This is a genomic window from Holdemania sp. Marseille-P2844, assembly GCF_900120005.1.
In the GTDB taxonomy this organism is placed as follows: Bacteria; Bacillota_I; Bacilli_A; order Erysipelotrichales; family Erysipelotrichaceae; genus Holdemania.
This window is the reverse complement of the sequence record NZ_LT635451.1, coordinates 57,609-78,726: the sequence shown is the minus strand read 5'-3', so window position 1 is coordinate 78,726 and position 21,118 is coordinate 57,609. Positions and strand designations below refer to the sequence as shown.

Sequence of the window (21,118 nt, the reverse complement as noted above, 5' to 3'; positions counted from 1 at the left end):
ATGGCTTATGTTATTCGCAGAGGGTATACCGGGCTGGCGGTCAAGAAAATGCAGCAGTATCTGAACGTCCTGCGCTCTTCGTACCCTGACCTTCCTGTTTTAAAAGAAGACGGCTCCTTCGGACCCGCCACAGAAAACGCTGTCATGATTTTCCAAAGACACACCGGTTTAACGGCCGACGGAATCATCGGTACCCTGACCTGGGATAAAATTATCGCTAAATACAAGGCGAATCCCGGCCCCGGTCCGAATCCCGACCCGGATCCCGGCAGCGGGCAGCCGCCGCTGGAATACGGCGACACGGGACTGGAAGTCCAGAAAATGCAGAACTATCTGAATCGGCTTACGCTGCCGTCGACCCCGATTACAGCCGACGGCGTTTTCGGTGCCAAAACCGAAGCCAAGGTCATTGCGTTTCAAAATGCCCACAGTCTGACGCCGGATGGCAAAATTGGCGAAAAGACCTGGGATAAGATCATCGCCTTAATCGACTAGACAAAAATAAAACCGGAATCCCCACTTCGGAAGTTCCGGTTTTTTTCATGCTTCAGATCGTTGCCCGGCCGCGTTATTTCTGCACAGGTTCAGGATGTTCAGCCTGACTGACCGCTTTTTCTACCGTCTGCAAATAGTTCTGAATCGTGATCGTGCACTGCGTCCGCAGATCTTCGTTCGCCGCTTTGCCTTCCTCATCGACGTCCACAGCGTCCAGACCATGCGCGACGATGTAGTCTTCCAGCGCTTTGATCTGCTCGCTCCAGCCGGCGATCGCCTGTTCACCCAGCTTATACTGATCGCCCAGCGCTTTCTTCGTCGTATCTTCGGTGATCTCGTCGATCGAAACCCAGCTGATTTTGCCGTCCTTCATCTGAACGGACACGATCGGCGTTCCAAACGCCGTTGTTTCCCCGACGATATCGCTGGCTTCCGTGATGGCCGGATCAATCGTCGGCAGAGCGGATGGCGACGGACTGGGCGAAGCGGAAGGCGCGGGCTGCGAATTGTTTTTATTCCAGGAACAGCCGGCCAGCACCGCCAGACAGATTCCGGCGCACAGAATGATTTTCTTCATGAAACTGCCTCCTTTTCATTCTGTCCTTAGTCTGCCCCGCGCCGGCCTGTTTTATCAGATCAGAATCCAGGAAAGCCGCTGAGCTTACATTTCAGCGTGGTCCTGCGGCAATTCCGCAAATCGAATTTCAATTTTAAACAGATCACCGTCGGCGCTGACCTCAATCTGCCCCTTCATCAAAGTCACGAAAGTTTCCGCAATCGCCAGTCCCAGTCCGGAGCCCTCGGTGGAGCGGGATACATCGCCGCGGACAAACCGTTCGGTCAGAGAACCGGGATCAAATTTCAGCTCGTAATTCGCAATATTTTTAAAACTGATGCAAATCTGATCATCCATGCGTTCAATCTGGATGTAAACGCGGGTATTTTCCATCGAATATTTGATCGCGTTGGTAATCAGATTGTCAAAAACATTATACAATCGTCCGCCGTCGGCCAGAATATAGCCCGGCGTGTCCAGATACTGAATCTTGAACTCCAAGGAACTGGCCTCGATCTTTTCGTCCAGCTCAGCCAGCGTCTGCATCAGCAGTCCGTTGATTTCCAGCCTGCGCAGATCCATCTGCAGGTTGCCGCTGGCGGCTTTGGAGATCTCAAACAGATCCTGGATCAGATTCTTCAGCCGCACGCTTTTCTGCGTGATGATCCGCACGTAATCCCGCGCGTATTCCGGCTGGATTTCCGCTTTCGTCAACAGATCGGAGTAGTTGATCAGCGAGGTGATCGGCGTCTTTAAATCATGCGATACATTCGTGATCAATTCAATTTTCAGCTTTTCGCTCTTAAGCTGCTCCTCCACCTGATGACTGACGCCTTCGCGGATCTTTTCAAGATTATCGCTGACCGGCTGCAGCAGACTGCCTTCGCTCAATTCAAAGCTTTCGTTGAGCCGGCCGCGGCGAATATTTTCCACCTGCTGCGCCAGCGTCGCAGAGTCCTGCATGAATGTCATCATCCGCCGGATATAGAGAAACAAAACAAGAAATGCCGCCGCAAAGATCAAGACGAACACCAGAATGCCGATAAAGCCTAAGAAGGAAGAAAACATCATCGTCCATAAAATAAACGCGCAGACGACCTCGAACACCACTAAAAGCAGAAATTCTGTCAGCCATTTTTTCTGATAGCCATAGGGGCCGCTGATCAGCCTGACAGTCTTCATCGCAGAATTCAGGATATTATGATGGAAAGGTTTCAGGCCATGGAAATGCAGCTCGTTGACTAAAACATAGAATTCCCAGAACGTCACCGTAGCCGATAACGGCAGCGGCAGCCACAAAGAAAGCATCATCACTGTCAGCACCAGCACCAGGCCCAGCTTTACTTCAATCCAGAAATTCGCGGTAAACTGCGCCAGCCCCTCGTTAAAGGCTGTAATTGCCGTCCGCTTGAACACGCCGTAGGCCAGCGTGATAAAAAACAGGCACAAGGAAGAATAGAAGCAGATCTTGAGATTATTCATGGATTCCTGAAAATAAGTATAGCTGTAATACATCGGCGTGTTGTAAGCAAGCTGATCGGGAATCACCAACGCCAGCCGCTCGACTTTTTCCTGCGAATACAGCTTGAGCAGACTGACCGCTGTTTCCGCGGTTTCCCGCGTAATCGTCTTCTGATCGATCAGAAAGTAGCCGCCGCGGTAGGTGATCTGCGGCGTTTCGCCCTGCTGCCAGGTCAGCGTCAGCATGCCTTTGCCGCCATACTGTTGTAAAAACTGATCGTAAGTCAGCTTCAGATCATCTTCGCTGTTGAAATAAATCTCTTTCTGCTCGACAACATAATGCAGATTGTAGTACAGGTCTTCCTGCACTTCCATGGCCAGCGGCGTTTCATCATAAAGCAGCTGCGCCAGATCCTGCAGGCTCTGCTGGATCATCTGTTTGGGATACAGGGCCTGCTTGCCCTGCGCGGAATACAGCGTTTCCACCGTCAGCGACGAGGTGAACAACAGCCCCGTCAGCAGCACGAAAAAAAGCAGGAACGCCAGAAACCCGCTAGTTTTTCTCGATCTTGTATCCAATCCCCCACACCACCTTTATATACCGGGGATTCTTCGGATCGATCTCAATTTTTTCCCGAATCCGCCGGATGTGCACCGCGACCGTGTTCTCACTCTGGAAGCTGGTTTCATTCCACACTCGTTCATAGATCTCGTCGATCGAGAACACCCGGTTGAGATTCGTCAAGAACAGCTCCAGGATTCGATATTCGATCGGCGTCACCTTGACCGGTTCGCCTTCCAGCGTGACCGTCTTGGCTTCCAGATCAATGCTCAGACCGCCGACCTCGATCACCGTTCCGGTTTCCGCCGTCGCCCCCAACTGCATGTAGCGGCGCAGCTGCGATTTGACGCGGGCGATCATTTCCAGCGGATTAAATGGTTTTGTGATATAATCGTCAGCCCCGATGTTCAAGCCCAGCACCTTATCCATGTCCTCTGACTTGGCAGACAGGATAATGATCGGAATGTTGGAGGTTTCCCGAATATGCATGATCGCCTGAATGCCATCCATCTTCGGCATCATCACGTCCATCAGAATGCAGTGGATCTTCTGTTGATTCAGGATTTCCAGGGCTTCCATGCCATTATAGGCTTTAAAAATTTCATAGCCTTCGCTCTTCAGATAAATTTCAATCGCGTCGGCAATTTCATGATCATCGTCCACAACTAAGATTTTATAGTTTTCCATCAGTCCTATCCTCCCCGCTTTTCTCTTTTATAACCTTACCAGACAAATCTTAAGCGTTTCCATTGTTTTCCTTACAGTTTTCTTACAAATCCCCATTTAACAGGGCTTTGCGCACTTCATAGTCCGGCATGTGATGCAAAATAACCGCGTAAAACCGCTGCGAATGGTTCGGCACGATCAAATGCGCGTATTCATGCCACAGCACGGCATCAACGCAGGCCAGCGGATAATGAATCAGCTTCAGATTCAGCGTAATCTTGGATTTAGCCGGAATGCAGCTGCCCCAACGGCTTGTCATGCGCCGGTAGTGGATCGAAGGCTGCGCGAGATGATAATCGGCGATCACCTGATCCCAGCGCGGCCGCAGCTGTCCAATTTCGGCCTCCAGACTGGTTTTGGCAAACTGATCGAAGGCCCGCCGCTTTGTTTCCGGCTGCGAATCCGGACCATAGAGAACCAGCCGCTCCGATTGCAGGCGGGGTTTGCCTTTGCCGATCACCCACTGCAGCTGTACCGGCCGGCCATATACCGCCAGACTCCCGTCAGCCGAGGATTCCGCCTGTCTGGCCTGCCGCTGGGCAAGCTTTTCGGCATGCGCCGCAATCCAGCTGCGCTTCGTTTCGATAAACCGCAGGATTTCCGCCGTCGAACAGGCGTAAGGCGCGCTGACAAGCAATTCGTCCGGCGTTTTCAAGCGCAGGATTAAATTGCGGATCGGTTTGCGCTGAATCGTCAGCCGCAGCGTTTTCCCATTGATATTCAAGCTTTCCATGAGCCGCACTCCTTTAGAGGTTTTATTATAGCATAAAACCGGAAACAACGAAACGGCGCCCTGCCGGACGCCGTCGTCTTTTTGTCTGCCTAATTCTCCCCAAAGCCCGCGCGATGCGTTATTCAAACATCTCCGGGCCATTTTATCAGGTGATAGAACAGTTGTCAGTCGCTGATTTTAAAATCGCCGCTGATCGTCTTCACGGCGATTTGCGCATGCCCGTCGCCGGCTCTCAGCTGGCGGCCCTGCCGCTGCAGCGGTAAGCCGATATGCTGGCCAAGATCGCCGGAGATCGTTGAGAAGCTGCATAGAAAACCGGTTGTGCGCGGCAGCTTTAAATGAATGTCGCCGCTGATCGTATCGAGCTTCAGACTCTCGGCTTCTTCAATCGACAAGTCCAGATCGCCGCTTTTGCTTTCCGCCAGCATCGCCTGGAAGCAGCCCTGAACCTTTAGATCGCCGGAAGTCGTGCGGAACTTGCCCAGCTTCCCTTCCGCCTGAGCGATGTCAAGATCGCCGCTGACAGATGCCACCTGGACTAATTCGCCGCGCACTGCCGCCTGGATATCACCGGAGGTCGACGTAAGCTGAACCGCTTCGGCGTCCAAGGCGCGGATTTCAATATCCCCGCTCTGTGTGACGACCGCAAGCTTACCGCAGCTTATCGCTTCCCTCAGGCGGATATCGCCGCTCATCCCGGTGATTTTAATGTCCAGGCACGCAGCCGGCAGCGTGACGTCCAGCCGCAGATGCTCGCCCGCCCCGGCCCGCAGCCAGCTGTTCTGCAAGCGATGCACATGAATATGATAAATATCGCCTTCCTGAAAGGTATCCAAACGATAATTATGCACCCGCAGTGGATTGCGGCTGTCATAGAACTCGACCAGCACCTCACTGCCATTTCCCTGTCTGAGCGTAATATCGGCGCTGTCCGCCTCAATGACAACCGCAGACAATGAGCTGGCGTCCGGCTGAGCTTCCGTCTGCGACTGATGATGCGGCCGGGTGTTCAATTCGCTGATCAGTTCCGCAGGATCACCCAGTTCCGCGCTGATTTCCTCTTCACTCCGTCCCTCGCTCAGCCCCTGATCAAAATGATCGGCAAAATCCTGAAGAATTTCCTTCGCCGTCGTTTCGTCAACAGCCTCCAGATCCATCTGCAGCCGTTCCATGTATTCTTTTCTGTTCATGCTTCTCCTTTCCGGATGAGTTCATCCACTAAACGTACAAATTCACGCCATTCGCCTTGTAACTGTTGTTCGTGGGACCGGCCTTTTTCCGTCAGCCGGTAATACTTGCGGGCTGGACCTTCTGCAGATTCCACCAGATAGGTCTCCACATCGCCGTCGTCTTTCAGCCGCTTTAGAATTAAATACAACGTTCCGGCCGCGACCGTCATTTTCTGCGAGATTGCTTCTGTCAGCTCATAGCCATATTGATCATCCTGCGCTAACAAGGACAACACACACATTTCCAGCACGCCTTTCTTAAACTGAGCGTTCATCCAATCCCTCCTTCTAACAAGATCATATCACTAGCTATTCTATATTGCAATATACTATTCATTAAAATTTTAAAAAATTGTAAGGCAATTTGCGATTTTCCGCAATATTTATAGTAGGAGGATTTTATCTATGAAGAAAAAAATCGCAACGACCCTCGCAGTTTCTGCCGCAGCTCTTATCCTCATTCTCAGCGGGATTTTATTATTCCGGCAGGAGCTGGCCCGACGTCTGTCTTTGGTTTCTGTTCCCGTCAGCGTCTCAACCCTGCCGCCTCGTCATTTGATCGCGGCGGACGATCTGATCTGGATTGACGTGCCTTCCGCTTACCTGCAAGCTGACGTTTTATGCCGGGAAGAAGAGCTTGTCGGTTCCTGGACACGGCTTGAGGGCACAATTCCGGCCGGTTCTTTGTTCTATCGGGAAATGGTTGAAACGCCGGCAGCGATGGCAGATTTCAGCGTAACTTTATTGAACGAAGGTCAGGCGGTCTTCCCTTTGACCATAGCGGTCAGCGAGATCAGCGGCCAGTTGATGCAGCCGGGACAGAAGGTCGATCTATACGTCTATGGACAATGGCCAGAAGGTCAGGAAATGATGGACTGCCTGCTGCGTGGGGTACGCGTTCTGGAGCTGCAGAACCGCAATGGCGAACGAATCACTCAGGCAGACGACACGCTGCCTTCAACGGTGTTGTTAGCTGTTGATCAAGCTTATCTCACTGCCTTGTCCATCGCGGAGAAAAAAGGACGAATCGAGTTATATTTAACCGCCGGCAGTTATGCGGAATCTGAATGTCAGTTAGTTGAGGACAGCGAGGTGCTTCGCTGGCTAAAAAACGAGCGTTAAACTTTTGATCGCGCTCTTCTTCTTTTTTTGAAATTTATGCTTTACAAATTCCGCCATCTAGGGTAAAATAGTATTCGCTGATGGCGGTCGTGGTGAAGTTGGTTAACACTCTGGATTGTGGCTCCAGCATTCGCGAGTTCGAGTCTCGTCGATCGCCCCATTAAGTTAAAATAAAGCGCCTAACAAAGGCGTTTTTTATATATTTCATGAAATTTGCCATATCTTTTGCCATATTTTTTAGAACACTTGATATTGAATACAATTAAAATGGGTGATATACAATGAACGTCTATAAAAAGCAAGTTATAGTCAATGGCGATTACTTAACTAATGGGCAGATCGTGCCAAGATCGTTCAGGCTTAAAGAATCGCTGGATGTATATAATGTTGAGAAGATAATTGGTCATGTCCCCGTTCAGGCATCTCTGGCCGGAATGTGCGGTGAATGCTGGATCGTCAAAGTGTCAGGTGTTCAGAGGAATCTATATAAGGAATCAAACGGTAAATGGTATATCGAATCCGTTAAGCCATAATAAAAAGCCCCACCCTCCGGCATTGGAAGGTGGGGTGTTTGCTATTTGTCAATAAGGTACTGCTGTAGCTCTGTTCGGATCTGCTTCATGCGCTCCGTGCCGTTGCCGGTGATCTCATGATCGATCAGAGCAAGCAGGCACTTGCACATGATCTTGTCGGCGGCTTCTGCATCCTGCAGGCGAGCAAGGTCTCTCGCCAGTTTCTCATCATGATCGTCAAGTCGCTTTTCATCTTTTTCAAAACGTTTCTCATGCTTAGCTATCGGGTTATTTTTAATGATTTTCCAGGCAGCAGTCAAGGTACTTAGTGCTGCGGCGATCCATAAGATATCCGCCACGCTGATGGTAAGTCCTTCCAGCATGACTTACTCCTTATTGGACAGCTGCTTGATTGTCTGGTTGAGACCCGTAGACGCCCATCCGGAGATCGCGCCGATCATGATGGTCTGCGCTGACCAGTCGCCGGTGGCCAAAGGTGCAAGCACTGCACCAATAAGCAGCATAGTGGCCGGGATGTATTTGTTTGGATAGCGCTCCGTAGATTTAAGCGCAGCGCCGATTGCATAACATGCGGCCAGCACTAGTGGCATTAAGAACTGAGTGATAATTTCTGTGATTTCCATTACATTTCCTCCTCTAGTCCTTCAGGACTGTAATCCCATAATTTATGGCACAATCATGCTCAATTCGGCACCCCCGGGCATCCTTCCACCCCGGCGCAAAGTAAGCGCAATCTGCGTCAGCAAGCATCCAGAGTGACTTAGCCAGGTACTGCAACGGTTTAGCTCCGGGGCCAAAGTCGTCGAAGTAGGTGTCCAGGACCTCATGATCACCGATAGATGCCTGGATTTCTTCGATAATTCGGTTTCGTTCCATGAGGATTTCGTTTTCTGTTTTTCCTCTCATCGGCTGACTGATAAATACTTTTTTCATAAGTTTAGTCCTCCTACTCAAAATAATCTTTATCAAAAGCAAACCACAGGCCGTCCCCAGTCAAGCACCACGGCTCTGCAGCAGACGTATACTGATTTTTGCCCTTGTTTTGAATATCGACCACCTTGACGTTTTCGCCCGGCTGTAAATAGCTTACGATTGCTCCTGATGGCGCTGATGACCTCAGCGGATACCCTTTTGATGTGCTGGCTTTAGTGCATTTAAAGACCATCGTCTGGCCTGTTGGGATTACAGGCACATCTGGATCCGGATCTGGCTGTGCATCGATCTTGTAAAACGTCAGCGCCGCCGTTAAGGGTCTGCCTGTATACACCTTTTTAACACCATCAACGATCATCTGCGAGCTGCCTCCACTATCGCCCAGATAGCACTCAGTCATCCCGTACGCTTTAGCAAACTGACGGCAAGCTGTCCCATCGAGCTTACCCGATACAACCGCAAAAACGATCTCATCTTTGTTTCCCATCAAAATAGTCTGGGTATTGGCTGCAGTGTATTTAACATTCCCGCAGGCAGATGAGATGTCCGCTTCGTCTTTTCCTTCATGCAGTAGGCAAACCGCATACATAGTACCGAGTTTGATCTCATCTTTCGGGTATTCCCAGCTTTCAAAATCACCTTTCAGCCATTTTCCGTCTTTGGTAATGATTAAGCTGTGATACTCTTTTTGTGCCGGCCGATCATCCCTGGTAAATCCTTGATTACGTCCATAGGTAATACCGTACTCTTTAGTATCTGGATGATTGTTGAAAAATGGCCAGTTAACCTTGCAGTAATGAATGTGGTCATCGTCGATTTTATCTATCGTTTTGGTTACTTGCCCTGGCAACTGCAGCAGGCCAATATCCTGATCAGCCTTACGCTTGTAAACGTGGATCATCTGTCCTTGCCAGGCAATACTCTGATACCCTGGTTTTAAATACATCTTAGATCCCTCCTCGTAAATTAAAAAAGGACACCTGAGCCAGTGTGTCCATGTCCCGCGGTACATCGCTGCGGACTTGTTGGTAAATTGTGACTTGACGACGCAGCCGCCGACGGATCCCCATCGCTTAGCCGTCGCCTCGATAACCTGACCATTGCCGATGTAGATCCCGATATGACCTGGCTGCCAGACCATCAGCCCCGGGATGTCCGGGAACGTGCTGATCGGGCCCTTGTCGGTCGCCCGGGCGTACATCTGATCGGCGTTGATGTCCGGCGCCGTCTTACCGTAGTAGCTGGTATTGCCCGGGCCGTAGTCGTGCCACAAAAAGCACTTGATCAGGCCGACGCAGTCAAACACCCGGTGGCCAGACACGTCATAGCGGCCGATACCGCCGAGCTTGTAAACTGTCTTACGGTTGAGCTGCTGCTCTGCCCACCGACAGAGGTCAGCAGGCGATGTGTAGTCCATAAGATCACTCCTCTCTATTCTTCATAAGTTACATTGGCTTCTACCCGATAAGCTTCGCGATCGCACCAACCTGTAACTCTGACGTATCGATATTTACCAATATTTATTTTTGTGGTTTGCTGATAGGTACTATCTTTATATTGGTAAGAGGCGGTCTCAAATATATTAATCCATGTCGATTGATCGTTTGAAACCTCTGTTCTGATGTGAACAGTCCCGTTTACGCCTCCCGACCCCCAATACCACTCGTAGATATTAACGATTGATAAGATATTTTTGGGCTCGCCTAAATCTAGGGTAGACGATCTTGTCTGCGTGTTGGCTTGGGCGGATATGCTTTTGTTTCCCACTTTGCGCTTACCTGCGGTATTAAGAATATTGCGGCTGAAACTAGGCATCTTAAACACCCGCCTTATCTAACCAGCTTAATGTGCAGCAGCTGGTGACTCGGCTGTCCGTGCAGCTTGTCGTAATCTTTATGCGATTGATTTTTTTACTGTATTTATCAAACGCCCAAACAAGAGGCGCTGGCGTTGATCCTTGCCAGCCACTCGGTGCTCCCGACTTATATAGCTCATAGGTTTTACCACCATCTGAAGACAAGTAGAGATGGTAAGTCGCAGTTTGACCAGCCCAGCCGCAGAAGCCAACAAATCTGAAATTTTTTAAATCCGTTGGATTAAATATCCCGGTGTCGAAAGTAGTACCTCCGCAAGTGCTGAAGGAATAAGATTTTACAATAGCTTTGCTCCCATTCGGCAAAATATTTTTGCAGAAATTCATCTTACGCCACCTCGTTTCAAAGTGACGAAAAATGGTAAAAAATCCTTTAAATAAAGGGGATTTCTTACCCCCCCCCGAATTTTTTCAAGGCATTCTTACATTCAAAAATCGAATCAACTGTGCAAGATTTAGAAATCGTTTTGATAAACAGACTATCAGAAAATACCGTTTCGTCGCCAAGTTCACGGAGGTCAATAATGTGATTCAGCGTTCGCGCATCTAACCCTGTAGTTCCACCATTGTTATTTACGATCGTCATTTGCTTAGATCCATCAGGACTCATGATTTCTGTGTGCTTTCCACCAGCGCTATCACCCATTCCCAGTCTGCTTATCTTGTATAAAAAGACACCAGGAGTTTTAGGAACTTTACAAGTCGTATTACTGAATTTTAAATTTTCAGCAATCTGAACCCATTCAAATTCAGGAATTTCTTTTTTTCCAGGGTGTACGATATTTTTACAAAAATTCATATCATTCACCTACCGTTTCGAGCCATACTCGCTTGATATAGAGATGAGTAGTTGAATATCCACCAGTCCACAACCACAGATCAATTACATCGCTAACCATATCACTAGTTCCCATTAAAGTAATTTTATTAACAAAAGACTGAGCTAAAGCCATTTTCACAACACTTACTCCACCATTAGTAAGGCCAAATTGTGTATTGGCGTCAGCAGCGCTTCCGTTATGATAAAATTCGATCATTAGCCGATCATAATCGGACATATTTATCGAATTTACAGTTTTAAACCTGGCGTCACCTGTGTTTTGACCTCCACAATATAAACAACCATCTTTATTAAAAGACGAAGTGTAATTTCCTCCTGGAGATGCTGGTTTCGTGAAAGTCCATCCTCCTGTAACGTCTGTGCATTGATCCCCATCTTTATATAGATAGAGTCGCTTATACTCTTTTGGTTTAACCGGCTTAGCTCCACCTGCGCCTGTCTTCTCAAGCCAAGCTGTCACTTCTATTTTCCCGGTAGTTGCGTCATACATGCCGCCATTACCCCAAGTATTAATGTCGATCCGGTTAATCGTCGAAGCCGCTTCAACATCATTATCATACGCTCCCAAAGGATAGAGATAAAAACCATTACTAATATTCATCCATTGTGGGCCTGAATTTTTGTTTACATTTAATAACGATTTTCCATTGTTATCGGAGATAGAAATACCAAGACTAGAAGTTTCTCCTTTACCAGAATAACAATTCCAAGTACCAGAACACTTAATGCAAATTGGGATACAATTAGCTGGGATAGCTAAGCTTCTGCGTGCAGTATTACTCTGATTCGCTTGTGGCAGGCTACACAAAACACCTGTTTTCAGCTTATATCCAGGGAATGGATTACCACCAGATCCATTTGGCAAGATGTTTTTACAGAATCCCATCAGTTTCCACCTCTTCCCGAGGTGATACAAACATTCATAAAATGGCTTAACAAAGCCTTTTTTAAAGAATAGAGGGATAAAATTACCCCCCCCCCCCACCGACTCTTCTGAGTCCTACGGCAGCAAAAGAACTAAAATGTGGGTCACGGCTATTTGGTCCAAAGACAAGGGAAAAACTCGTCATCTTTTTTAGTGTTTCAGTGCTTTCGAAAAGAGTTAAATCCAAAATTAAATTGGCTATAGAGTAGTATGGAGAATAACCATAATCGTCCGCTCCCATGCTTCCAAGCCAATGCAACGTTCCAACCGAATCTCGATAATAAATATTTTCGTTGGACCGGTCAAATTGTTGATAAGTATAAGCCAGTTTAAACTGATAATAACCGGCAGGATAGCTTACAGTTACACCACCTGTGAGCTTATTAGACACTACACAATCAATTGGTTCCGTTTTTAAAGGATCTTTTCCTTTGGAAGGCAGTATATTTTTACAAAATCCCATTTTCTTCATCCTTTCTTACAACGTGGCACCGTATAAGCTGTGCCATTTTTGTTTGAATCTGCATAAACCCTGATCTTGTTTGCGCTTATTCTTGAATATAAGCCAATACCCTCCGTGCCGATAGGAAACATTGGCTCGATGATGTCATCCGCCCCGCAAGTATAGGTCACATCGGTGAACCACGGAAAGCTAAGTGTCGGATCGAATTGTAGATAGTCCGGGTCCAGACTAGAAACATTCGCGCTGGTCAGTTGTGTCCAAGTTGCGGTCGCCGCAATCGTAAAGCCAGGAAGATATTTTGACGTCGCGTTGTAAATCGCTGTGTCGATCTTGTCAAAATTGCTGTTAAGTACCGTATTATCCGCCGAATCAGAATCCGCCGGCTTTGCAAGGTTGTAATGCGCCGTTGAGGTTGCCACTACTTAACCACCCCCTTGATCTGCGCCCAGGTGTACTTTTTGATGTCCGCCCACTTGGCTTTTTTAAGCTCTGTCCAGGTCATTTTTGATGTGACCTCGACGGTAACAATAAAACGCTCGCCGGTAGCGACAACTGTCTTAGATATGGTAGGATTGGCCACTGTCAGCATTTTACGATCACCCCGTATCTAAAGATAAAAGTTTCCGGCCCGATAACGCATTTAATGTCCAACTGATAAAACCCAGGATCCGGAGGTTCAAGCTGGCAAGACACAACATATTTTTCGTTGTCTATTTTGCAATCTCCAGTTAGCACTTCCACTTCATCTAATGTGAGTTTATATGTAGCTTCCTTGACTACAAAATGTTCTCCTTTTGTGCTCTCAAGTTGTAAAGATACTACCTTATTTTCACCAATAATATAGGCTGGATTTGCAACCATACTATCCTCTCCTTTCCATTGTTGGCATCAACTTCGCTGTAATATTTTGAGATAACAGCACCGCACGATACGGACTTGGAATCAACCGGTAGGTCAGCTTGCTCGAATCAAATAAAATCTTATACGCCGTGTAAAAGCTTGGATTTCCAGCGTCGTCTTCTGCGTATAAGTCAATAACCAACTCGCAGGAATCAGGAAAAGGGATCGTGGCAGTCCACAATCCCTCTGATATCCTTTTGAACTCTACATAATACAGGCCGGCATTACCGTATACCCGGGTTACCATTAGGCATCCGTGACCTCGACGGTGATCGTAATCGAACCACCTGTATTGACCGGATCAGGAGTAACAGTGATCGTACCGAAGACCGGAGCAACAGTGTCCAAGACGACCGTGCGGGTGACCTCGGAGTATTTACCAGCGGCGTCCGTCGAGCGTACCACGATGGCGTTGCTACCCTCTTTGAGAGTTAACGCCTTGCTGAAATTGCCACTGGCATCAATTGTGATCGCGCCCTGATCCGTACCGTTAAGCGTGACTTTGACAGTAACTGGGCTGGATGTCGTATCAGAGGTCTTGCCTGTGATTGTGCAAGCGGCCTTGTTGGTCGGCGTAGTCGGCTGGCTTACTGTCAGTTCCGGCGGCGTAGTGTCTTGCTTGTAGGTTACACTGGCCGCTGCCGATGTGTTTCCGTCATTGTCGCTGCAGCTTGCGGTAATCGTATGGCTGCCGTCCATCAATGCCGTCTTAGGCGTATAACTGAGATCGACACCACCGGATACATCTGTCAGGGTGTAATCCGCCGCGGCTACTGCGGTGTTGTCTACCTTTAAGACGATCGACGACTTTAGCACTCCTGAGCCCGCATCTCTAAATTGCGCTGTGATTGTCGGCTTGTTTGTGATCACGGTAGACCCATTGGTCGGAGCCGTAATCGCCGCTGTCGGCTTGACGGTTTCCTTAACACGGATCGTCTTAGACGCGTCTGACTTGGTGTTACCAGCGACATCGGTTGCTGTAAAAGTCAGCGGATAAACATGGTTATTTTGTCCCCACGACGTGGTCCCTGGGGCAGTGATTGTTGCCTCATACTTTTTTGACGTTGAATTGTAGGTTAAATCGTAACTCTGCCCGTTGAGTGTTACTTTTACACTTTTTATTGCCAATTAAATCATCCCTTTCATGATGCAGTATTTGATTTCTTCTGTGTATATTGGTATGCTCGCAGCTGAGTCCCGGACATATCAGCATTGCAGTAAATTCTTAATTTGCCAGCCGATACTCTGATAGAGTTTCCCAAACATCCCAATTCAGCGGTGTCAATATCCCACTCAGGATAGACTTCATCGTCTTCATCGCAGTCAAAATCAATATCTGTAAAATATGGATATTTTAGACTGGGATCAGGATTTACCTTTGGGCGAGGATCTAAAGTTCCTACATTTTCAGCCGTGAGAAGTGTCCAAACTGCGGTTGATGGAACAATGATTTCAGTTTCGTGTTTAACTCCTATCGCAAGGCAAATACTGTTTGCGTCTTTTGCCGCAAAGGTATCACCCTGCTGAACATAATCCGTTTTATCCTCAAGAGAAATTGTTCCGTCCGGATTTTCAACAAGAGTATATTTCCTTGAGCCAGAGAATATATCGTCTTTGTAATTCGTTTTAAGCGTATAGATCACCCCCTAATCTAAAAGAGAGACGATGACGTCCTCTTTTTTGATTTTCCAATAATTCTTTCATTTTCAACTGAAAAGCCTCAATCCGATTAAGGTCGATAGCCGAAATATACTTATTATTAGGATAATAAGTATTCGTTTCTTGATGGTCTTGGATTGGGAAGGTGTTTGCATAAATTGCATCGATATCTCTTTCTATCGCATTCCAAATACTCGCGTAGGGTAAATCTGAATACGTTTTATCTTGTCCAAGAGCAACAATTCCAAATTCCGGATATAATTCGTATGCCAGGTTAATTAAATACTGCATATTATTCTTTATCCGGTTGTAATCTGAAACATTAATCTTGTCCTCGATATCCCAATTTATCTTCGGTTGCGTCCACATAAACTCTCCTCCCTTTAATCTTTCCGCTGTATGCGTTCTGGTTGTAGGTAACCTCATTGTTCATGATCCGGAAAGGCATTCGATCATTAAACCTGTTTTGAATATAAATGATATCGTTACTATCAACGCATGGATCTCCACGCCAATTGAACTCATATTGCTTGTTTTCAAACACATAATCACCAAGCCATTTTGCCATGAGCTTCGCCTGTCCAACATCATCTACAAGATCGTTGCTGAAATACTTATCCGTTCCCTTTTCATGCACCATCCGACCGACATTCACGTAACTTAAAGCAAACTTCTTTCCGTAAATATGAGCTGTAGAATCTTCGGTTACCGCAGCGTATTGAATCTTTACATAATAGCTTCCACATTCAATCAGAGTGGCGTTTTCGACCCGGATATCATATCTGGGTTCATCAAACGTAATCGTCTCATAGAGGCCCGATTCCGTCGATGAGAAGTCGACTGATGATATTTCTTCCTCGACACCTTGTTTTGCGAAACGTGTCGCCGTAACATACAGTGTCTTAATTTTTTCTTCAACTGTTCCTTTTGGCGTTTTCTCAATGTACTCTCCAAAACTGATGTAATAATCTGAGAGTTCGCCGAAACTGATTCGATTTACGCAGATATGCTGATTTCCTTCAGACGATTTCAAAAAGCGCAGGATAACCTTGTCGAATTTCTGCCAACTTCGATTACAGTTAATGAAAGAGGATGTGTTTTTATATTGCTTTACTTCCACTTGTTGACCTTTTAAATAGGTGCAAACCTCAAACTCAGACGCAATCGTATTTCCAAATTCTAAAATAATCCCCATAGTCACAAGGCCAGACTCAAGGTTAATCGTTATTTCAGGGGCCTTCGTAAAAGATCCTGATGAATCAGACATTGATCGTGATACATACGCGATATCAATGTAATCTGAATTTTCCGGAAGAAAGAAACTTTCTTGATCTGTTTCGTTATTTCCGAATGTTGCATAGTGATTATTCCACCCTTTTTTTAGTAGGGATACATTGCTGTATGGAGCTTTGTCCTCAGCGGAAAACGAATAATCAGGAATAAAATTAGTATTCAGCACGAGCACTCCATTGGCATCATAAGAAAGATATCCCCGGCCGGCATTCGCAATCATTTGAAGCGCTTCAGCGTGTTTACAAATTGGGATGGGATTATGTGTGACAATTGTTTTGTAGTAATCATCTATTGCATATTGCCAAGGGTCCAATCCCATATCCGTCACAACATCAATAAACAGATCATACAGAGAGCGTCCTGAATCGCTGTAAATTCCTTTGTAATAATCTGCATCGTAGAAGTTAAGCAATCCTTCAAATTTGAAATTTGCTGTATATTGCTCAGCAGACCAAGTTTTAAGCTTTGCGGAAGCCATGTTAAACCATTCCCATGTTCCGCTTTTCAATTGATACCCGAAAGCCAGATATCCATCCTGCTGTTCTTCCAGAAAATTAATTCTGGATGATGGATTTTCAAGATCATACTCATAATTCTTGTTGATGATATCCATCGACATATCAACGGTCGGAAGCTTGTTTGACACGGGGTTTGTATAGGTCTTTAGCGATACTTTTTGGATAATACTGTCATCATAAAGTAGACCGACACCAAACATCATGTAGCGTATACGCAACCTTGAGTGCGGCACACTCATCTTGCTGAATGTGATTGAGAATTGATTTCTAATACCTGAAAAAACTGTCGTTTCATCAGAGAAATAACCTACTTCGTTACTATACTCTTTAGCTCCTTCATCCCATCGCACAACAAAATTTGTCGGATGAGAATAATCTCCAAAATCAAGCGTAAGTCCTTTAACTTCCAAAGGTTGAACATCTGACGGAAAGGAAAAATCAATAGTGACATTAATATTCCCCTCCTCATCAGAAAGGGCATCAACAATATATCCATTAAATAAAGCCTCATCGATATCTCCTTCTGGAGGAAAAAAAGACGATCCATCAGCCGATGCTTGGTCAAATTCAAAAGAAGCGTATGGAAAAAGGATTTCTCTATCGTCGAAAATCTTTGCGTCAGAAATGAAATAATCACTTGGATTATTAATCTTGGCGTTGGTCTGAGCATCCATACTGACAACACCAACAGATACACGAACCGCAAACATCCCGCGCACAGGCTGATTGATTTCCTCACGATAAGCTTTGCTTGTCATTTTCATAATCAATACCCCATGTCAATTATATTTACGGTGCAGTTAATATAGCTTAGTGGTTTTGCCACTGAATACGATACACTATCCCATTCATACGGAGTTGCGCTGGCATCGCCAAAATAAAACCTTCTGGTAATAATACGATTTTCATATTCATCCCAAAAGGTTAAATTCACTTCAAAATTTTCTACATTTCGGATAATCCATTGCCATTCATCATAGGTTAAATAGCTCCATTGAACGGAATCATATTTCCGCATCCTACGGTTGATTTTCTGAGCAACGACTTCCGCTCGGCCGTTGCGTTTACTATCAACGAGCTGCGACCCGACAATCTTGAGCTGCCCCATCGGAATTGGGGCGGGGATGCCATTAAACAACCACACTGGTGCAGATCCATAGTTTTTATTCATCAGTCAATCCCCTCCAATCCGAAGTTATAACCCCTATTCTTTTTGATTTTCTGCTGGTTACGATAAATCGGTTCGCCGTCCAGTTCAATCGTTTGATTCAAGTTAATATCTCCACCACTGTCAACAGCCGCCATTGCCTCCATTACACCTCGCTTGATGCCTTCGATAATCTGTTCCTGATTCGCGACAGTTGTCTGAGAACCAATTCTGCCTACCAACTCAGGTATACCATCTTCGTTGGCGAAGAATATATCAGCACGATCCGGAAAACCACCCTCGGCATAGCCATACATAGAATCAGCGCCGGCAGAACTACTTGAACTAATTTTCTTACCAATACGATCCAGATGTACATGAGGTAATGTACCAAGCACAAAATTAGCAACCCAATCAAGCGTCGGCAAAGACGCAACCCCCAAAATCAATCCATTCAAAAAATTTAAAAACCCATTAATTCCATCAATAATGAAATTGATCATTCCTTCAAACACAGAAATAATAACATTCATAATGCCAGTGAAAATATCGCCAAGTCCTTCCCACGCCATTTTCCAATTTCCAGTAAACACACCAGTAATGAATTTGATTATACCTTTAAGAATGGTAATAACAGCGTCAACAACATCGCTAACTGTTTTTACGATGGTCTGAACAACTCCCAAGATCGTATCAACAACACCGATAACCGTCGGTGCAAGGAGTTCTATTAACCATGAAATGAGTGGTGCAAGAACGTTATTCCAGAGATCAAATAGGGATGTCACTACAAGGCCAATAAATCCAGTCAGATTTATTACAAGATCTTTAAAACCATTTTCCCATAACCAGCTCAGCTTTTTCCCAATCAAATCGATAATCGGACTGATGACCTGTTCCCACAGCTGGGTTCCCAGAGCTTGAATCGTTGTCACAAATATATTAAATTTTTCAACGATTGTATCAATGATCTGTCCAACAAAATTACGGAAATTCTGGCTCGTGTTGTAAAGGTAAATGAAACCTCCAATTAGAGCGGCAAAGAACGCCGCGATAAAAGCGGGACTGGTAACAAAGGCTGAAATAAACTGAACGAATGGCTGCATAAACTGAATGAAAGGTGCAAACAGGTTTGCGAACTCCGCTGAAATAAGTCCGACAGTTGATGATATCCCAGAGAAAGCGGCTTTTAGTCCCGCAAGCTTGGATGTCAGTAGCGTAACCGCCTTACTATTCAAAAGACCATCCATTAAGCCTTTGCCGGCAGATCCTACAGCCTTTCCAATTTTTGAGTTTTTAACCAGACTACCAAGGTTTGAGAAGATCCCGCTCAGGCTCTTTGTGAGTGCGTCGAAGTGAAACAATTTGCTCCAATCAATTCCGGGTCCATCAACCCTTTTGAAAAAGTCTCCTATGTTAAATAATCCTTTGAAAAATTTATTATCGCCAGAGAAAAGCTCGATGAAACGTCTGAGCGGCGTTGATAAAATCCAACCTGCAATGATTGCGCCAGCGACTTTTAAACCAGTTATGATTCGGCCGATGTTTGTTGGCCCATCTCTCAAAATCCAGGAAACAGAGCCGTCGTCATTGAGGATTTTATCAAATCCCAGCCAGTCCATGATTGCATCACGGATCTTCTCAGCTTTCATTTGAACGTCGCCCATCAAGCCGTCATAGTCCATCAGTCCAGCGAGAATTCGATCATCAATACCCATACCACCAAGATCAGCGCTGGATCCGCCCGTATCCTTCGAAAAGGTATTGAGTTCATCAATTCCCATGGCATTCATGTTGTCTACCGCTTTTTCAAGATCTTCAACTTTTGCCGTTGCGTCTTCGGCGCTGTCGCCATATCCATCAAGTATATTTCCAACCCCGGAAGATCCCGAAGAATTTGGATTATATCCAAAGAAAATAGCAACCATTTTTGCCAATTCTTTTAGAACCATGACCACCGCATTAATGTATGGAAGCACCTTTTCTAAGGCTTGATAGAATATTCCACCAACCCACTTCGTCAGTTCTTTAAACTGCTGTTGAAGAACTCTGAGCTGATTTGCCGCATTCTCGATCGTTCGTGCATAGTCGCCCATAGCGCTCGAATTTGCCATCTGCTGCTGTAAAGTATAGATGATCAATAAACGCTGTTCAATTTGCGATAATGTACGAACTGAGCGATCATAAATACCAAGTTGCTGCAAGCTTTCCTGTAAGGTCGCTTGAGTGATATCGTAACCCGATGTTGAACGAATCGGACGTACTTGCTTTGTCAAGGCGGCCTGAAATTTCGTCATTGAAGATTCAATAGAGGTGTTATATAAAGACGCATAATCAACGGCCATCATTGACAGCGTCTCTGACAGTTTTTCTGCTGTCTTTGCGCCCAACCCTCCGATTGAATTCATCATATTCATGAATGTAGCCTGGTACTTCATGGTTTCAGTTGTTGCTAAACCATACGCCTCTGCGATTTTGTTCTGAAACCTGTTGGCCGATTCATAAGCTTCTCCCATAGCTCTTGCAAAGTAGTTTTCGGTTTCAACGTAATCAATTGCATTATTGACTATATTTGCAAAGCTTTGTCCGAGCTGCTTTGTGTAATTTAAAAACCAATAGATCTTGCCGATATTAAACATTCGCTTTAATAAAGACGGCGATTTCTTGGCTTCTTTATTTACATTTGAAATAGATTTTTCTACATTTTTTAAATTGCTTTTTTTATTAAGCTGGTGCATCGCAGCTTCAAAAGCGATCAGTGATGACTCCGCTTCTTTAAGCATGGCAAGAAACGGTTGAATTTGCGTTGCCAACGTTGTAAACACTTCGCCAATTTTGGATGCGTCAATAGCCGCAATGGACTCCATAATCTTTGGAATCTTACGAAGTTGCTTAATTGAGCTTTCAACATTCACATTACTTAACGCATTTACAAATTCTGCCATTCTTTGACTTGCGGCTTGGATCGCAGAAAGATCCACTGACTTTAAACGTTCGAAAACTTGTGTCATACGTTCTACTTTTTTTGTAATTGCCGTAACACTTCTGTTAAGCCGGCCAACAACGTCAATTACTTTCTGCAATGATTCCGCGCCGGGATCAACAGCTGTTTTAAGTTGCAAACCAATATCGGCATCATAATCTCCCAC

27 protein-coding genes and 1 tRNA gene are annotated in these 21,118 nt (G+C 45.9%); 3 read left to right on the top strand and 25 right to left on the bottom strand.

Going from position 1 to position 21,118, the window contains the following annotated elements:
• Positions 1 to 495 (top strand): peptidoglycan-binding domain-containing protein, encoded by a 495-nt coding sequence (locus BQ7364_RS07045; RefSeq protein ID WP_072684075.1) that lies wholly within the window; start codon positions 1 to 3, stop codon positions 493 to 495.
• A 73-nt stretch (positions 496 to 568) separates the two neighbouring features.
• Here BQ7364_RS07045 and BQ7364_RS07040 read toward each other — a convergent pair whose 3' ends face one another.
• The 6 genes from BQ7364_RS07040 to BQ7364_RS07015 all read right to left on the bottom strand — a co-directional run bounded on the left by BQ7364_RS07040 (position 569) and on the right by BQ7364_RS07015 (position 6,037).
• Positions 569 to 1,072 carry a hypothetical protein gene (locus tag BQ7364_RS07040; protein ID WP_072684074.1) on the bottom strand — a complete coding sequence of 168 codons (504 nt, stop codon included), beginning with the start codon at positions 1,070 to 1,072 and terminating at the stop codon, positions 569 to 571.
• Between the two features lie 84 nt (positions 1,073 to 1,156).
• Complete coding sequence (locus tag BQ7364_RS07035) at positions 1,157 to 3,091, bottom strand: sensor histidine kinase (protein ID WP_072684073.1); 1,935 nt, start codon at positions 3,089 to 3,091, stop codon at positions 1,157 to 1,159.
• Entirely contained in the window at positions 3,066 to 3,761 is a 696-nt protein-coding gene (locus BQ7364_RS07030) for a response regulator transcription factor (protein ID WP_072684072.1), read from the bottom strand. The genes BQ7364_RS07035 and BQ7364_RS07030 overlap by 26 nt, the downstream gene beginning before the upstream one ends.
• Before the next feature lie 82 nt (positions 3,762 to 3,843).
• Positions 3,844 to 4,533, bottom strand: coding sequence for a M48 family metallopeptidase (locus BQ7364_RS07025; RefSeq protein ID WP_072684071.1), 690 nt, complete (start codon positions 4,531 to 4,533; stop codon positions 3,844 to 3,846).
• Between the two features lie 164 nt (positions 4,534 to 4,697).
• Positions 4,698 to 5,723, bottom strand: a complete 1,026-nt coding sequence (locus BQ7364_RS07020; protein WP_072684070.1) for a DUF4097 family beta strand repeat-containing protein — start codon at positions 5,721 to 5,723, stop codon at positions 4,698 to 4,700.
• Positions 5,720 to 6,037: a PadR family transcriptional regulator gene (locus tag BQ7364_RS07015; protein WP_072684069.1), complete on the bottom strand. Its 318-nt coding sequence runs from the start codon at positions 6,035 to 6,037 to the stop codon at positions 5,720 to 5,722. The genes BQ7364_RS07020 and BQ7364_RS07015 overlap by 4 nt, the downstream gene beginning before the upstream one ends.
• A 130-nt stretch (positions 6,038 to 6,167) precedes the next feature.
• On the opposite strand from BQ7364_RS07015, the gene BQ7364_RS07010 reads away from it, so the two are divergent.
• Complete coding sequence (locus BQ7364_RS07010; protein ID WP_072684068.1) at positions 6,168 to 6,884, top strand: RcpC/CpaB family pilus assembly protein; 717 nt, start codon at positions 6,168 to 6,170, stop codon at positions 6,882 to 6,884.
• Between the two features lie 83 nt (positions 6,885 to 6,967).
• Positions 6,968 to 7,044 (top strand) — tRNA-His (locus tag BQ7364_RS07005).
• Positions 7,045 to 7,458: 414 nt separating this feature from the next.
• Here BQ7364_RS07005 and BQ7364_RS06995 read toward each other — a convergent pair.
• The 19 genes from BQ7364_RS06995 to BQ7364_RS06910 form a co-directional block, all read right to left on the bottom strand.
• Positions 7,459 to 7,779: a hypothetical protein gene (locus BQ7364_RS06995; protein ID WP_072684066.1), complete on the bottom strand. Its 321-nt coding sequence runs from the start codon at positions 7,777 to 7,779 to the stop codon at positions 7,459 to 7,461.
• 3 nt (positions 7,780 to 7,782) lie between these two features.
• Complete coding sequence (locus BQ7364_RS06990; RefSeq protein WP_072684065.1) at positions 7,783 to 8,040, bottom strand: phage holin family protein; 258 nt, start codon at positions 8,038 to 8,040, stop codon at positions 7,783 to 7,785.
• A gap of 13 nt (positions 8,041 to 8,053) precedes the next feature.
• Positions 8,054 to 8,350: a DUF4406 domain-containing protein gene (locus BQ7364_RS06985; RefSeq protein ID WP_072684064.1), complete on the bottom strand. Its 297-nt coding sequence runs from the start codon at positions 8,348 to 8,350 to the stop codon at positions 8,054 to 8,056.
• A 13-nt stretch (positions 8,351 to 8,363) separates the two neighbouring features.
• Positions 8,364 to 9,767, bottom strand: a complete 1,404-nt coding sequence (locus tag BQ7364_RS06980) for an NlpC/P60 family protein (RefSeq protein ID WP_072684063.1) — start codon at positions 9,765 to 9,767, stop codon at positions 8,364 to 8,366.
• Positions 9,768 to 9,781: 14 nt separating this feature from the next.
• Positions 9,782 to 10,165, bottom strand: coding sequence for a hypothetical protein (locus BQ7364_RS06975; RefSeq protein WP_072684062.1), 384 nt, complete (start codon positions 10,163 to 10,165; stop codon positions 9,782 to 9,784).
• 1 nt (position 10,166) lies between these two features.
• Positions 10,167 to 10,550: a hypothetical protein gene (locus tag BQ7364_RS06970; protein ID WP_072684061.1), complete on the bottom strand. Its 384-nt coding sequence runs from the start codon at positions 10,548 to 10,550 to the stop codon at positions 10,167 to 10,169.
• 64 nt (positions 10,551 to 10,614) lie between these two features.
• The gene (locus tag BQ7364_RS06965; protein ID WP_072684060.1) at positions 10,615 to 11,022 is read right to left on the bottom strand and encodes a hypothetical protein; all 408 of its coding nucleotides are present in this window, start codon (positions 11,020 to 11,022) and stop codon (positions 10,615 to 10,617) included.
• Position 11,023: 1 nt separating this feature from the next.
• Positions 11,024 to 11,950, bottom strand: a complete 927-nt coding sequence (locus BQ7364_RS06960) for a hypothetical protein (RefSeq protein WP_072684059.1) — start codon at positions 11,948 to 11,950, stop codon at positions 11,024 to 11,026.
• Positions 11,951 to 12,032: 82 nt separating this feature from the next.
• Positions 12,033 to 12,452 (bottom strand): hypothetical protein, encoded by a 420-nt coding sequence (locus BQ7364_RS06955; protein WP_072684058.1) that lies wholly within the window; start codon positions 12,450 to 12,452, stop codon positions 12,033 to 12,035.
• Positions 12,453 to 12,457: 5 nt separating this feature from the next.
• Entirely contained in the window at positions 12,458 to 12,871 is a 414-nt protein-coding gene (locus BQ7364_RS06950) for a hypothetical protein (protein WP_072684057.1), read from the bottom strand.
• Positions 12,871 to 13,041, bottom strand: a complete 171-nt coding sequence (locus tag BQ7364_RS17945; RefSeq protein WP_159432765.1) for a hypothetical protein — start codon at positions 13,039 to 13,041, stop codon at positions 12,871 to 12,873. The genes BQ7364_RS06950 and BQ7364_RS17945 overlap by 1 nt, the downstream gene beginning before the upstream one ends.
• Positions 13,035 to 13,313: a hypothetical protein gene (locus BQ7364_RS06945; RefSeq protein WP_072684056.1), complete on the bottom strand. Its 279-nt coding sequence runs from the start codon at positions 13,311 to 13,313 to the stop codon at positions 13,035 to 13,037. The genes BQ7364_RS17945 and BQ7364_RS06945 overlap by 7 nt, the downstream gene beginning before the upstream one ends.
• 1 nt (position 13,314) lies before the next feature.
• The gene (locus tag BQ7364_RS06940) at positions 13,315 to 13,599 is read right to left on the bottom strand and encodes a PF13754 domain-containing protein (RefSeq protein ID WP_072684055.1); all 285 of its coding nucleotides are present in this window, start codon (positions 13,597 to 13,599) and stop codon (positions 13,315 to 13,317) included.
• Positions 13,599 to 14,480 carry an Ig-like domain-containing protein gene (locus tag BQ7364_RS06935; RefSeq protein ID WP_072684054.1) on the bottom strand — a complete coding sequence of 294 codons (882 nt, stop codon included), beginning with the start codon at positions 14,478 to 14,480 and terminating at the stop codon, positions 13,599 to 13,601. Before BQ7364_RS06935 ends, BQ7364_RS06940 begins: the two co-directional genes overlap by 1 nt.
• A 14-nt stretch (positions 14,481 to 14,494) precedes the next feature.
• Positions 14,495 to 14,995 (bottom strand): hypothetical protein, encoded by a 501-nt coding sequence (locus BQ7364_RS06930; RefSeq protein ID WP_072684053.1) that lies wholly within the window; start codon positions 14,993 to 14,995, stop codon positions 14,495 to 14,497.
• Positions 14,979 to 15,380, bottom strand: coding sequence for a hypothetical protein (locus tag BQ7364_RS06925; protein WP_072684052.1), 402 nt, complete (start codon positions 15,378 to 15,380; stop codon positions 14,979 to 14,981). The genes BQ7364_RS06930 and BQ7364_RS06925 overlap by 17 nt, the downstream gene beginning before the upstream one ends.
• Complete coding sequence (locus BQ7364_RS06920) at positions 15,334 to 17,586, bottom strand: hypothetical protein (protein ID WP_072684051.1); 2,253 nt, start codon at positions 17,584 to 17,586, stop codon at positions 15,334 to 15,336. Before BQ7364_RS06920 ends, BQ7364_RS06925 begins: the two co-directional genes overlap by 47 nt.
• A 2-nt stretch (positions 17,587 to 17,588) precedes the next feature.
• On the bottom strand, positions 17,589 to 17,993 hold the full coding sequence (locus tag BQ7364_RS06915) for a hypothetical protein (protein ID WP_072684050.1): 405 nt from the start codon (positions 17,991 to 17,993) through the stop codon (positions 17,589 to 17,591).
• The gene (locus tag BQ7364_RS06910; protein ID WP_072684049.1) at positions 17,993 to 21,118 is read right to left on the bottom strand and encodes a phage tail protein; all 3,126 of its coding nucleotides are present in this window, start codon (positions 21,116 to 21,118) and stop codon (positions 17,993 to 17,995) included. Before BQ7364_RS06910 ends, BQ7364_RS06915 begins: the two co-directional genes overlap by 1 nt.

What these genes read in the sequence shown, in the direction of transcription:
- BQ7364_RS07045 (WP_072684075.1), top strand. Translation starts at nt 1, where the DNA reads ATGGCTTATGTTATTCGCAGAGGGTATACCGGGCTGGCGGTCAAGAAA.
- BQ7364_RS07040 (WP_072684074.1), bottom strand. Translation starts at nt 1,072, where the DNA reads ATGAAGAAAATCATTCTGTGCGCCGGAATCTGTCTGGCGGTGCTGGCC.
- BQ7364_RS07030 (WP_072684072.1), bottom strand. Translation starts at nt 3,761, where the DNA reads ATGGAAAACTATAAAATCTTAGTTGTGGACGATGATCATGAAATTGCC.
- BQ7364_RS07025 (WP_072684071.1), bottom strand. Translation starts at nt 4,533, where the DNA reads ATGGAAAGCTTGAATATCAATGGGAAAACGCTGCGGCTGACGATTCAG.
- BQ7364_RS07020 (WP_072684070.1), bottom strand. Translation starts at nt 5,723, where the DNA reads ATGAACAGAAAAGAATACATGGAACGGCTGCAGATGGATCTGGAGGCT.
- BQ7364_RS07015 (WP_072684069.1), bottom strand. Translation starts at nt 6,037, where the DNA reads ATGAACGCTCAGTTTAAGAAAGGCGTGCTGGAAATGTGTGTGTTGTCC.
- BQ7364_RS07010 (WP_072684068.1), top strand. Translation starts at nt 6,168, where the DNA reads ATGAAGAAAAAAATCGCAACGACCCTCGCAGTTTCTGCCGCAGCTCTT.
- BQ7364_RS06995 (WP_072684066.1), bottom strand. Translation starts at nt 7,779, where the DNA reads ATGCTGGAAGGACTTACCATCAGCGTGGCGGATATCTTATGGATCGCC.
- BQ7364_RS06990 (WP_072684065.1), bottom strand. Translation starts at nt 8,040, where the DNA reads ATGGAAATCACAGAAATTATCACTCAGTTCTTAATGCCACTAGTGCTG.
- BQ7364_RS06985 (WP_072684064.1), bottom strand. Translation starts at nt 8,350, where the DNA reads ATGAAAAAAGTATTTATCAGTCAGCCGATGAGAGGAAAAACAGAAAAC.
- BQ7364_RS06980 (WP_072684063.1), bottom strand. Translation starts at nt 9,767, where the DNA reads ATGGACTACACATCGCCTGCTGACCTCTGTCGGTGGGCAGAGCAGCAG.
- BQ7364_RS06975 (WP_072684062.1), bottom strand. Translation starts at nt 10,165, where the DNA reads ATGCCTAGTTTCAGCCGCAATATTCTTAATACCGCAGGTAAGCGCAAA.
- BQ7364_RS06970 (WP_072684061.1), bottom strand. Translation starts at nt 10,550, where the DNA reads ATGAATTTCTGCAAAAATATTTTGCCGAATGGGAGCAAAGCTATTGTA.
- BQ7364_RS06965 (WP_072684060.1), bottom strand. Translation starts at nt 11,022, where the DNA reads ATGAATTTTTGTAAAAATATCGTACACCCTGGAAAAAAAGAAATTCCT.
- BQ7364_RS06960 (WP_072684059.1), bottom strand. Translation starts at nt 11,950, where the DNA reads ATGGGATTCTGTAAAAACATCTTGCCAAATGGATCTGGTGGTAATCCA.
- BQ7364_RS06955 (WP_072684058.1), bottom strand. Translation starts at nt 12,452, where the DNA reads ATGGGATTTTGTAAAAATATACTGCCTTCCAAAGGAAAAGATCCTTTA.
- BQ7364_RS17945 (WP_159432765.1), bottom strand. Translation starts at nt 13,041, where the DNA reads ATGCTGACAGTGGCCAATCCTACCATATCTAAGACAGTTGTCGCTACC.
- BQ7364_RS06945 (WP_072684056.1), bottom strand. Translation starts at nt 13,313, where the DNA reads ATGGTTGCAAATCCAGCCTATATTATTGGTGAAAATAAGGTAGTATCT.
- BQ7364_RS06940 (WP_072684055.1), bottom strand. Translation starts at nt 13,599, where the DNA reads ATGGTAACCCGGGTATACGGTAATGCCGGCCTGTATTATGTAGAGTTC.
- BQ7364_RS06925 (WP_072684052.1), bottom strand. Translation starts at nt 15,380, where the DNA reads ATGTGGACGCAACCGAAGATAAATTGGGATATCGAGGACAAGATTAAT.
- BQ7364_RS06920 (WP_072684051.1), bottom strand. Translation starts at nt 17,586, where the DNA reads ATGAAAATGACAAGCAAAGCTTATCGTGAGGAAATCAATCAGCCTGTG.
- BQ7364_RS06915 (WP_072684050.1), bottom strand. Translation starts at nt 17,993, where the DNA reads ATGAATAAAAACTATGGATCTGCACCAGTGTGGTTGTTTAATGGCATC.